Origin of the sequence: Paracoccus sp. S3-43, assembly GCF_029027965.1 — a bacterium.
GTDB lineage: Bacteria > Pseudomonadota > Alphaproteobacteria > Rhodobacterales > Rhodobacteraceae > Paracoccus.
The window spans coordinates 2367526-2379293 of the sequence record NZ_CP119082.1; the positions used below are offsets into that span (position 1 = coordinate 2367526).

At 68.9% G+C, this 11768-nt stretch carries 11 protein-coding genes; 6 read left to right on the forward strand and 5 right to left on the reverse strand.

The genetic code is table 11. The features are described 5' to 3' along the window. Positions 1-76 precede the first annotated feature (76 nt). Genes PXD02_RS12345 through PXD02_RS12360 form a run of 4 tightly spaced genes read left to right on the forward strand, consistent with a single transcriptional unit; the run spans position 77 to position 4404 of the window. Positions 77-1903 carry a TonB-dependent receptor plug domain-containing protein gene (locus PXD02_RS12345; protein ID WP_275104163.1) on the forward strand — a complete coding sequence of 609 codons (1827 nt, stop codon included), beginning with the start codon at positions 77-79 and terminating at the stop codon, positions 1901-1903. Then, complete coding sequence (locus PXD02_RS12350) at positions 1890-2684, forward strand: ABC transporter substrate-binding protein (protein WP_275104164.1); 795 nt, start codon at positions 1890-1892, stop codon at positions 2682-2684. The genes PXD02_RS12345 and PXD02_RS12350 overlap by 14 nt, the downstream gene beginning before the upstream one ends. After that, positions 2681-3667, forward strand: coding sequence for a FecCD family ABC transporter permease (locus tag PXD02_RS12355; protein WP_275104165.1), 987 nt, complete (start codon positions 2681-2683; stop codon positions 3665-3667). The genes PXD02_RS12350 and PXD02_RS12355 overlap by 4 nt, the downstream gene beginning before the upstream one ends. Beyond that, positions 3664-4404, forward strand: coding sequence for an ABC transporter ATP-binding protein (locus PXD02_RS12360; RefSeq protein WP_473092085.1), 741 nt, complete (start codon positions 3664-3666; stop codon positions 4402-4404). Before PXD02_RS12355 ends, PXD02_RS12360 begins: the two co-directional genes overlap by 4 nt. Here PXD02_RS12360 and parA read toward each other — a convergent pair. Both parA and PXD02_RS12370 read right to left on the reverse strand, forming a co-directional pair. After that, entirely contained in the window at positions 4401-5036 is a 636-nt protein-coding gene (gene parA / locus PXD02_RS12365) for a ParA family partition ATPase (protein WP_275104167.1), read from the reverse strand. The genes PXD02_RS12360 and parA overlap by 4 nt on opposite strands. 80 nt (positions 5037-5116) lie before the next feature. Beyond that, positions 5117-5440: an antibiotic biosynthesis monooxygenase family protein gene (locus PXD02_RS12370; protein WP_275104168.1), complete on the reverse strand. Its 324-nt coding sequence runs from the start codon at positions 5438-5440 to the stop codon at positions 5117-5119. A gap of 121 nt (positions 5441-5561) precedes the next feature. Here PXD02_RS12370 and PXD02_RS12375 point away from each other — a divergent pair, with 121 nt between their 5' ends. After that, positions 5562-6602 carry a dipeptidase gene (locus PXD02_RS12375; protein WP_275104169.1) on the forward strand — a complete coding sequence of 347 codons (1041 nt, stop codon included), beginning with the start codon at positions 5562-5564 and terminating at the stop codon, positions 6600-6602. 140 nt (positions 6603-6742) lie between these two features. On the opposite strand, the gene PXD02_RS12380 is transcribed toward PXD02_RS12375, so the two are convergent. Both PXD02_RS12380 and hemA read right to left on the reverse strand, forming a co-directional pair. Continuing rightward, a complete protein-coding gene (locus PXD02_RS12380) occupies positions 6743-8017 on the reverse strand; it encodes a helix-turn-helix domain-containing protein (RefSeq protein WP_275104170.1) in 1275 nt (424 codons plus the stop codon). A gap of 110 nt (positions 8018-8127) precedes the next feature. Then, complete coding sequence (gene hemA, locus PXD02_RS12385) at positions 8128-9357, reverse strand: 5-aminolevulinate synthase (protein ID WP_275104171.1); 1230 nt, start codon at positions 9355-9357, stop codon at positions 8128-8130. A 166-nt stretch (positions 9358-9523) separates the two neighbouring features. On the opposite strand from hemA, the gene PXD02_RS12390 reads away from it, so the two are divergent. Beyond that, a complete protein-coding gene (locus PXD02_RS12390) occupies positions 9524-10909 on the forward strand; it encodes a M20/M25/M40 family metallo-hydrolase (protein WP_275104172.1) in 1386 nt (461 codons plus the stop codon). A gap of 85 nt (positions 10910-10994) precedes the next feature. Here PXD02_RS12390 and PXD02_RS12395 read toward each other — a convergent pair whose 3' ends face one another. Continuing rightward, a complete protein-coding gene (locus PXD02_RS12395) occupies positions 10995-11615 on the reverse strand; it encodes a transglycosylase SLT domain-containing protein (protein WP_275104173.1) in 621 nt (206 codons plus the stop codon). Positions 11616-11768 lie beyond the last annotated feature (153 nt).

Here is an 11768-nt window from a genome sequence, read left to right on the forward strand (position 1 = left end):
CCGGCGGGCCAAAACCTGCCAGACCAACCGCATCGCGCCCTGGCCCCTGGCCGGGGTTCCTGGAAGGATGTCATTCGTGACCGCAAGACCCATTGTCCTGACCCTGACCGCCGCCTTGGCCCTGACCACGGCCCTGCCCGCCGCCGCGCAGGATGCCGCCCCCGACGCCATCGTCCTGGACGACATCACCCTGACCGCCAACCGCGAGGCCACCGACCTGAGCCGGTCGGGCAGTTCCGTCTCCGTGCTGGGCGCCGAAGACCTGGCCGATCGCGCAGGCCAGCCCCTGGCCCGCAGCCTGTCGCGGCTGCCGGGCGTCACCCTGCGCCAATACGGGCCGCTGGGCACCACCGGATCGCTGATCCTGCGCGGCGCCCCGGCGCAATACCTGCCCGTCGTGATCGACGGGATCGAGGTTGCGGATCCCGCGGCGGGCCAGCCATCCTATGACATCGGCGGGATGATCGGCCAGTCGGTGAACCGGGCCGAATTGCTGCGCGGCGCGCAATCGGCGCTGTACGGCTCGCGCGCGGTGGCGGGCGTGCTGTCGCTGCAATCCCTGCGCCCGACGCAGGACGGCCTGCACCACCATTTCGGGATCGAGGCAGGCAGCTTCGACACCCTGACCGCCAGCTATGGCGCGACGCTGCGCCGCGCGGATGCGGACCTGGCCTTCCAGGTCAGCCATATCCGCAGCGACGGCTTTTCCGCCCGCGACGAACAGAACGGCAATTTCGAGGATGACGGCTACGAGGCGACGCGCCTGTCCTTCTATTCCGCCTATGCGCTGGAAAACGGCGCGACCATCGGCTTCAACGGCTTCTGGGAAGACAGCAGCGGCGATTTCGACGACTTCAACGGCGATGTGGCTGGCACGCCAGGCGACGACTATAACGACCGCGAAAGCTATGGCCTGCGCGGCTTCGCGCAGTTCCAGACCGGCACCGTCGATCACGAGATCGCCCTGACGCGTTACCGCATCGACCGGCAAAGCTGGTCGAACGGCACCGTCTCGCCCTTTGTCGGCACGCGCACGAAACTGTCCTGGCAGGGCGCGACCGACCTGGGCGCGGGCATCCGCGCCGTGTTCGGCGCCGACACGGAAAAAGAGGAAGCCGAAGGCAACGGCGATGCCCGCCTGAACGGCGTTTTCGTGGAAACGACCACGGCGCTTGGCGACCGGATCGACGTGACGACATCGCTTCGGCGCGACGATCATTCGCGCTTCGGCGGCTTCACCTCGGGCCGGGTGACGGCGGTCTGGCGCGCGACCGACGACCTGCTGTTCCGCGCGGCCCTGGGCAACGGCTTCCGCGCGCCCTCGCTTTACGAACTGTTCGGCCCCTATGGCAACGCCTCGCTGGAACGAGAGGAAAGCCGCACGCACGAGATCGGCGTGGAAAAGCAATGGGGCGACAGCCATCTGCGCGCGACCGCGTTCTGGCTGCGGGCGAACAACCTGATCGGCTGGGATGATCGCGGCACCGCCGACTGGTCGGACGACGGCTATAACCAGGTGCCGGGCACCGCCCGCCGCCGGGGCGTCGAACTGGACGGCCGCTATGTCTTTGGCGCGGGCCATGCGCTGACCGCCAGCTATACCTTCATCGACAACCAGGTCGACTCGGAATGGGCCAAGGTGCCCGAACGCGTGCTGAACCTGGGGGCCGAGACGGTGTTTGCCACCGGCACCACGGCGGGCATCCAGGTGCAACACGTCGCCGGCCGTCCGAACGACATGGACGATTTCACCACCGTGGACCTGCTGGTCAGCCACTCCATCCGCGACGACGCCACCGCCTATCTGCGGCTGGAAAACGTCCTTGACGAGGATTACCAGTGGGTCAGCGGTTATGGCACATCGGGCCGGGCGATCTATGCGGGGCTGCGTGCGTCGTTCTAGCGTCCTTCTTGCGGCGGCGGCCCTGATCGCCGCCGTCCTGCCCGCGCAGGCGGCGCCGCGGCGCGTGGTGTCGATGAACCTGTGCAGCGACCAGCTGGCGATGCTGCTGGCCGCGCCGGGGCAGCTGATCTCCGTCAGCGACCTGGCGGGGGATCCGCGCATGTCGCCGATGGCGGATCGGGCGGCGGATTACGCGAAGAACACCGGCCGGGCCGAGGAAATCTATCTGATGCGGCCCGATCTGGTGATCGCCGGCACCTTCACCGCCGCCGCGACCGTGGCGATGCTGCGCCGCCTGGGCATCCGGGTCGAGACCCTGCCCCCCGCCGAAAGCCTTGACGCGGTCCGCGCGGAAATCCTTCGCATGGGCGATCTGCTGGGCCGCCAACAGGCCGCGCGCGATCTTCTGGACCGCTTCGACGCCGACCTGGCCCAGGCGCGCAGCCCCGACCGCCGGGGCCGCGCGGCGCTGTATTACGCGAACGGCTTCACCTCGGGCCGCGCGACGCTGGCCGGGACGATCCTGGACGCGGCGGGCTATGACAATGTGGCGGGCGATTACGGCATCGCGACGACCACCCCCCTGCCGATGGAGCTGCTGGTGATGACCCGTCCCGACCGGCTGATCACCGGCGCGAAATGGCCCGGCCAGTCGCGGGGCGAGGCGATCCTGGATCATCCCGCCCTGTCCGCCATCGCCCCGGCCGAGGGGCAGGTGACCGACCGCGACTGGGTCTGCGGCACGCCCTTCATCGTCCAGGCCATCCGGTCGCTGCGATGAGGGGGCTGTTCGTCTTCCTGTCCGGCCTGGTGGCCGCGCTGTTCCTGGCCTCGCTGCTGACCGGGCCCGCGGGATTGCCGGTGACGGACTCGCTGCGCGCCCTGGTCCTGGGCGGCGATGGCCCGCTGCCCATCGTGATGCGCGAAATCCGCCTGCCCCGCGCGATCCTGGGGATCGCGGTGGGCGCCGGGCTGGGCCTGACGGGCGCCGCCCTGCAAGGCTATCTGCGCAACCCGCTGGCCGAACCCGCGCTGATCGGCGTCTCGGGGATGGCGGCGCTTGGGGCGGTGCTGGCGATCCAGACCGGGCTGTCGATGGCGGCGGTGCTGGCCCTGCCGCTGGCCGCGCTTGCGGGGGCGGCGGTCGGCGTCAGCCTGCTGGTGGCGCTGGCCGGGCCGCGCGGAGGCTCGGTCACGCTGATCCTGGCGGGGGTCGCCATTTCGGCGCTTGCGGGCGCGGGCACGGCACTGGCGCTGAACCTGTCGCCCAACCCCTATGCCGCGAACGAGATCGTCTTCTGGCTGATGGGATCGCTGGCCGACCGGTCCATGCTGCATGTCTGGCTGGCCCTGCCGCCCATGGTCCTTGGCGCCGCGCTGATCCTGTCCACCCGCCGCGCCCTGGACGCCCTGACCCTGGGCGAGGCCGCGGCCCAGGCGATGGGCGTGTCCGCCGCCGCGCTGCGCTGGCGGCTGGTCGCGGGCACGGCGCTGATCGTCGGCCCGGCGACGGCCGTGGCCGGGGCCATCGGCTTCATCGGGCTGGTCGTCCCGCATATCCTGCGGCCTTTCGTGGACGCGCGGCCATCCGCCCTGCTGCCCGCCTCGGCGCTTGGCGGGGCGGCGCTGCTGCTGGGGGCCGACATCGCCGTGCGGCTGATCGTGCCCGACCGCGACCTGAAGCTGGGCGTGCTGACCGCCATCGTCGGCGCGCCGCTGTTCCTGCACCTGATCTGGAAAACCCGCAGCGGAGGGCGCGTCTGATGGTCCTGCGTCTGTCCGGCCTGACCGTCACGCGCCGCGGCCGCCCGGTGCTGCACGGCGTCTCTCTGGCCCTGAAACGGGCCGAGTTCGTCGGCCTGATCGGTCCCAACGGCGCCGGGAAATCCACGCTGATGGAGGCCGCGCTTGGCCTGATCCCCTTCACCGGCGCATCCACCCTGGCCGCCATGACGCCCGGCGCGCGCGCCCGCCACGCCGCCTATCTGCCGCAGTCGCGCGAGATCGCCTGGCCCCTCAGCGTTCAGGATCTGGTGGCGCTTGGCCGCATTCCCTGGCCCGGCGGCGGACGGGGCACCGCCGACCGCGCGGCCATCGACGAAGCCATCGCCCGCATGGGGTTACAGGCGTTCCGCAAGCGCACCGCCCTGCGCCTGTCGGGGGGCGAGCAGAACCGCGCGCTGATCGCCCGCGCCCTGGCGCAGGACACGCCTCTGCTGATCGCGGACGAACCCATCGCGGGGCTGGATCCGGCGCAGCAACTGGCCTGCCTGCGGCTGTTCCGCGATCTGGCGGCGGAAGGGCGGACGGTGCTGGCCTCGATCCACGACCTGGGTCTGGCGGCGCGGTTCTGCACGCGGCTGGTGCTGATCTGGGACGGGCAGGTGCTGGCCGACGGTCCCGCCGATGCGGTGCTGCGCGACGACCTGCTGCGCCGCGCCTTCGGCATCACCGTGCGCCGGGTCGATACGCCGGACGGCCCGGCGATCCTGCCGGTCTAGCCGATGGCCGCCAGCACCTCGTCCGTCAGCGCGGCGATTTCGTCCCGCGCCGGGCCGCTGCGCGCGCGTTCCATGGCGCCCGCGCCCTGGCCCAGGGTTTCGGCATACAGCACCCGGTTCGACACCTGCGTCTCGGCCACCTCGGCCCCCAGTTCGGCGGCCTTCTGCGCGACCTCGGCCGACAGGCGGGTATGCGGGCGCACGCGGTTCATCACCACCAGCACCTGCGCCTTTTCGCGGCGCGCCAGATCCAGAACGCCCTCGGTCGCCCACAGGTCGACATGGCTGGTCGCCACCGGCACCAGCACCAGATCGGCCACCCGCAGCGCCGGGCGCAGGTCGCTGTCGATCTTGGGGGGCGTGTCGATGATGACGAAATCGAACCGCTTCTTCAGCTTCTCGGATTCGTAGCTGGCCCCCCAGGCCGAGGAGGTCGAGAAATCCATCGCCTCATCCTCGCCCTGGCTGTGCATCCGTTCGATGAACCAGCGGCCCAGGCTGCCCTGCGGATCGGTGTCGATCAGCGCGACGGAATGGCCGCGCCCGTGCAGGCTGACGGCCAGGTTCACGGCCAGGGTCGTCTTGCCCGACCCGCCCTTTTGCTGCGCGACCGTGATGATCCTGCCTGCCATCGCCTGCTGCCCCCGCCTGACGTATTCGGAAGGTTAGCCGCCGCCCGGTGCGATTGCACGGCCTTTTTGCAGATGCAGCATCAGTCGTCGAAAACGGACTGGACCTCGTACATGACCGGCTCGAAGCTTTTGCACATGCCGTGGATTTCCCGGTTGCGGCGGCGCATCTCCTCGCTGCGCAGCATGGCCTGATAGTCCTTGCGGTCGCGCCACTGCGAATAGGTGGCGATGCGGGTCTGCGCGTCGTTCAGATGGATCGCCCCCGACACGAAGCCCGGCTGGCGGCGGATCACCTGATCCCAGGCATCGGTCAGCAGATCCAGCACGTCATGGGCGCTGCCGGGTGTCACCTCGAAGGTGGTGATGACGGTCTGTCCGTCGAAATCGCGGCGGATGTCGGGCATGGCTGGCCTCTCCCTTGGCTTGCAAGGCCCAGCCTAGCGCCGAATCGCGCACCTCGCCAAGCGCCGGCCATTGCCGCCCGCGCCCGGATGTGCATGGTCGGCACAAAGCAAGGAGAAGCGGATGATCCCGGTATTCGACGGCCACAACGATTTCCTGCAACGCGTGGTGGCATCCGGCCCCCAGGTCTGGCTGGAGGGCGACGGCACCGGCCATCTGGACCTGCCCCGCGCCCGCGCGGGCGGGCTTGTCGGCGGCTTCTTCGCGATCTGGATCCCCGCGCCCCACGGCCCGAACGACGCCGCCGCCGTCGCGCTGATGGAAAACCCGCCCTTCGCGATGCCCCTGCCGCCCCGGATCCCCTTTGCCGAGGCCCTGCCCCACGCCTTCGCCCAGGCCGCCGCGCTGAAGGCCCTGGAACGGACCGGGACGCTGGACATCGTGACGACGGCGCGCGGCTTGCGCGACACGGTGGCGGCGGGCCGCATCGCCGCGATCATGCATATGGAAGGCGCCGAGGCGATCCCCGACATGGATGCGCTGCACCTGTGGCACGCGGCGGGGCTGCGGTCGCTGGGTCCGGTCTGGTCGCGGCCCACGGCTTACGGCCAGGGCGTGCCCTTCGCCTTTCCGTCATCGCCCGATACCGGCGACGGCCTGACCCCGGCGGGCAAGACCCTGGTCCGCGAATGCAACGCCCTGCGGATCATGCTGGATCTGTCGCATCTGAACGAGGCCGGGTTCAACGATGTCGCCGCCCTCTCGGACGCGGCCCTGGTCGCCAGCCACAGCTGCGTCCACGCGATCAGCGAAAGCAGCCGCAACCTGACTGACCGGCAATTGCGGGTGATCGCCGACAGCGGGGGGCTGGTCGGCCTGAACTTCGCCTCCAGCTTCCTGCGCGAGGATGGCCGCCGCCTGCCGCTGGAAGGCTTCGACACGATGCTGCGCCACCTGGATCACCTGCTGGCGATCCTGGGCGAGGACGGCGTGGCGCTCGGCTCTGATTTCGACGGGGCGCTGATGCCGCGCGACCTGCCCGACGCGGCCGCCCTGCCCGCGCTTCTGGACGCGATGGCCGGGCGTGGCTATGGCGACACGCTGATCCGCAAGATCGCCAGCGAGAACTGGATCACCCTGCTGGAGCGCACCTGGGGGGAATGATCCCCATTCTTCACCTTGGCCTGGATATCCTCGGGGGCTTCGAAGCGCTTGGAAAAAGATCCTGTGGACCTTTTTCAGCGAGGAAGGGGTCGGCAGGCCCGAGCGGGGGGGGGCGAAGCGCCCCCGGCCATCGCGGCACGCTACTCGGTGGCGGTGGCCTGCGGATCGGCGATGGGCGCCGCCTGCGCCACGGCGACCATCTGCGCCAGTTCGGGATCGGCGTTCAGATCGGCCAGGGCAAAGCTGCCCGTCACGGCTTCGGGCGACAGCTTGATGTTCTTGACCACCTGCGGACCCGGCGCCGCCGGACCATAGGTCTGGCCGTTCACCGCGAAATAGACCGCCCCCGAATTGCCGGTGCGCAGGACGGGCGGCTCCTCCAAAGCCGGCAGGGTGAAGCGTTCCCCGGCATCCATGATCTTTTCCAGAAGGACCGTTCCATCCGCGGATGTCACGCGCACCCAGGCGGGCCGCGCCGCCAGCAGTTCCAGGGCAGGCGCGTCGGGCGCCACGGTGATCGCGGCGGCACCCGGCTGTTCCGGCATCGGCGGGCCAAAGGGGGTGGCGCCGGCCTCGGCCAGGGCGCGCTGAATGTCGGTCGCGGCGGCGGGGGTCGCCTGGGCCGCGGCCATGTCCTGGGGCGCGGGAACCTGCGCCAGGCCGGGGTCGATGGCCGCGATGGGACCGTCGCGCGCGGTCAGGACCGGCGCTTCCAGGATCTGCGGGCGATACAGCCTGTCCAACCCCTCGGGTTGCGGCAGGGACTGGGCCAGGTCGGTGGTATCGGACAGATCCAGGGCGGGTTCCGCCATCCCCGTCCCCTCGACCGGATCCAGCGCGGTGACGATGCCCGGCGCGTTTTCGCCCGGTGTCAGGGTCACGCGCTGAACCTCTTGCAGGACCGCCCAGCCGCCATAGCCCAGGCCGCAGACCAGGGCGATCAGCACCAGAAGGGCGCCGATGGCGCGCGGCTCGATATCCGACCAGAAGCTTTCCTCCTGGGGGATGAACAGCGCCTTGGGATTGGCCAGGGCCTCGACCGGGTCAGAGGGGCGCCTGGCGGGCTTCGGCCCGGCTGCGGTGGGCGCCATGCCATGCGTGGGCTGGAAGCCCGATTCCAGGCAGAACCGCCGGAAGGTCCAGTCGGAATCCATGCCCAGATAGCGCGCATAGGACCGGACATAGCCCGACACGAAGCTGGGCGTGTCGAAGGCGGTGATGTCGCAATTCTCGATCGCGGCGACGTAAGAGGCCCGGATGCGCAATTCGCGCTGCACATCCAGCAGCGACTTGCCCATGGTCGCCCGTTCGCCCCGCATGATGTCGCCAAGGCGCGTGTCGTTGTCGAGGAAATGGTCCACTTCCTCCACCTGCCTATTCTCCTCTGCCGGGTCATCGACCCGCAGCCTGCTCATGACCTGTCCGCCTCATCGCCCGATGTCGGAAACGCCCGAATCAGACGTTACCTTTTGTTGTTTAACGCGACCTTATCACGCAGGCGAGAGCAGTTCACCCGTCGAATGGATCAGGCACTCATTTCCTGACGGTTGAGTGCGCAATGCGACCACAATTTGTCCATTGCCTTGACCAGATGGTCGATCTGGCGGGGCGCATGGACCGGGGACGGGGTGAAGCGCAGCCGTTCCGTGCCGCGCGGCACGGTCGGGAAGTTGATCGGCTGGACATAGATGCCATAGTCGCGCAGCAGCATGTCCGACAGCATCTTGCAATGGACCGGATGGCCGACATGGACCGGCACGATATGGCTGCCATGGTCGATGATCGGCATCCCCAGCGATTTCAGCCGCATCTTCAGGATCCGGGCGTGCAGTTGCTGGGCGTCGCGCAGGTGCTGGCCCTCGGCCCCCTTCAGGAAGGCGATCGAGGCCGCGGCCCCCGCCGCCACCGCCGGCGGCAGCGAGGTGGTGAAGATGAAGCCCGGCGCATAGGACCGGATCGCGTCCATCATCCTGGCCGTGCCCGCGATATAGCCGCCGAAGACGCCGAAGGCCTTGCCCAGCGTGCCGTTGAAGATGTCGATGCGGTCCATCAGCCCGTCGCGTTCGGCCACGCCGCCGCCGCGCGGCCCGTACATGCCGACCGCATGAACCTCGTCCAGATAGGTCAGGGCGTTGAATTCGTCCGCCAGGTCGCAGATCGCCTTGATCGGGCCGAAATCGCCATCCATCGAATAGATGGATTCAAAGGCGATCAGCTTGGGCAGGGCCGGATCGTCGGCGGCCAGCAACTGCCGCAGATGGGCCAGGTCGTTGTGGCGGAAGATCCGCTTGGCGCCGTCGAAACGCTTGATCCCCTCGATCATGGACGCATGGTTCAGTTCGTCCGAATAGATGATCAGGCCGGGAAACAGCTTGCGCAGCGTCGAAAGCGTCGCGTCATTGGCGATATAGGCGCTGGAAAACACCAAGGCCGCTTCCTTGCCGTGCAGGTCGGCCAGTTCGGCCTCCAGCCGCTTGTGATAGACGGTGGTGCCGGAAATGTTGCGCGTCCCGCCCGACCCGGCGCCCACCGCGTCCAGGGCCTCGTGCATCGCCTCCAGCACCACGGGATGCTGGCCCATGCCCAGATAGTCGTTGCCGCACCAGACGGTGATGTCCTGCGTCTCGCCATCGGGGCGCGTCCAGACGGCCTGCGGGAACTGGCCCTTCGTCCGCTCGATGTCGATGAAGGTGCGATAGCGGCCTTCCTCATGCAGCCGACCGATGGCCTGGTCCAAGGCGGCATCATAATTCATTGCGGGCGTTCCCTTGCATAGCTGGCTGGGTGCAATCATTGTCAGATCGCGCGCGGTCCTGCGTTGATACATGTCAAATGACGCGAATGACAGGTTAAAATTGTCGCAGGTCGACCAAAGGACCATGCAAAAATCCTATGAAACCACTCGGGAAACAGGGGACAGGATGACACAGGATACCACATTGGACGCCGTCTTGCATCGGCTGGACCAGGATCTGGATGCGGCCCTGGATCGGCTGGCCGCCTTCCTGCGCATCCCCTCGATCTCGACCGATCCGGCCCATGCAGGGGATGTGCGGGCGGCGGCGGAATGGCTGCGCGACGAACTGGCAAGGCTGGGCTGCGACGCATCGGTCCGCGACACGGCGGGCCATCCGATGGTGGTCGCCCGCTCGCAGCCCGGCGGGGCGCGGTCCCTGCTGTTCTATGGCCACTATGACGTGCAGCCGGTCGATCCGCTGTCCTTGTGGGACCGCCCGCCCTTCGATCCGCTGATCGAGGAGAGGCCGGACGGCAAGGTGATCCGCGCGCGCGGCGCATCCGACGACAAGGGCCAGCTGATGACCTTCGTCGAGGCCCTCCGCGCCTGGCGCGACGTTCACGGCGAATTGCCCAGCGACCTGATCCTGCTGTTCGAGGGCGAGGAGGAATCCGGCTCGCCTTCGCTGCGGCCGTTCCTGCACGAAAACGCCGACGAATTGCGCGCGTCGCTGGCGATGATCTGCGACACCGAACTGTTCGGCGGCACCCGCCCGGCCATCGTCACGCAACTGCGCGGGTTGGTGGGCGAAGAGGTCGTGATCCGCGGCGCCGACCGCGACCTGCATTCCGGCCTGTTCGGCGGGCTGGCCGCCAATCCGACCATGGTGCTGGCCCAGGCGCTTGCCGCGCTGAAGGACGCCGATGGCCGCGTCACCCTGCCCGGCTTCTACGACGGCGTGCAGGAACTGTCCCCTGACCTGCGCCGCGACTGGGACTCGCTGGGCTTCGACGCCGGCGCGATGCTGGGCCGCGTGGGCCTGTCCGATCCGATCGGCGAAAAGGGCCGGATGCCGGTCGAGATGGCCTGGAACCGCCCCACCGCCGAAATCAACGGCATCACTGGCGGCTATACCGGCGAGGGCTTCAAGACCGTGCTTCCGGCCGAGGCCCGCGCCAAGGTCAGCTTCCGCCTGACCGGCACCCAGGATCCGGCCGCGATCCGGGCCGCCTTCCGCGACCATGTGCGGGGCTTCCTGCCGCCCGACTGCTCGGTGGAATTCCACGACCATGGCGGCAGCCCGGCCAGCGTGATGGATACCCGCGACCCCGCCTTCGCCGCCGCGCGCCGCGCCTTGGGCGACGAATGGGGGCAAGAGGCCGCCTTCATCGGCAGCGGCGGATCGATCCCCATCGCGGGGGACTTCAAGTCCATCCTGGGCATGGATTCGATGCTGGTGGGCTTCGCCCGCGACGACGACCGCATCCATTCCCCGAACGAGAAATACGACGTGCAGAGCTTCGCCAAGGGCGCACGGTCCTGGGCGCGGATCCTCGCGGCGCTGCGATAAGGAAAGGCGGGGAAAAACCCCCGCCCTTCTTCTTCACTTAAATATCCTGGGGTGAGGCCCGGAACGGGCCGAGGGGCGAAGCCCCTTACGCCTTCGGCTGGCAATAGCTCTGGCTGCTGGTCCAGGCGGCGATATCCGCGCGCTTGGACGCATTGCGCAGCGGCGCCCAGTCGCGGGCAATGCCGCGCCAGCCCCCGCCGTCCTGGGCGACCGCATTGTCCCGCGCCACCTGGCGCGACATGATCTTGACCGCGCAGGACATGTTGTCGCCGCCGTTTCTGATGTTGCCGTCGCAACCGTGATGCCGCCAGGTCGCGGGCGCGATCTGCATCAGGCCCAGCCACTTGCCGCCGCCGCCGCTGGCCTGCGGGTTGTAGGTGCTTTCATGCTTGGCCACCGCCGACAGCAGCCCGGCCCAGAACGCCTTGCGCCCGGTGGTGTTCAGTTCGGCATAGTTGGGGCAGTAGGTGTGGATGTCGCCCGGAACGTTCGACAGGATCGTGACCCCTTCGCGGTCGAGGGCGGCCAGCGTGGCCCGCGTCCACTGCTCGGACCCGGCTGCCTGTCCCCACCGCATCGGCGGCGTGCTTGCCAGGTGCATCTGCTGCGCGTCGACCGGCGCCTTGCCTTCGGATTGCGGGGACAGGGTGGACTGGCACGCGGCCAGAAACGCCAGGGCGGCCAGGGGCGCAAGCGCAGCGCGCATCGGAACCTCAGGGGGTTGTTTCGTCAGCCATCCCCTTATCCGGCTTGGAAAATCGCGCAAGCCCGACGCACAACCGTCGGCGGCATCACGCCAAACGGCGGATGTCCCATGGTCGGAAATCCGCCGAAAGCCGTTTTGCCGACCCGGCGTTAA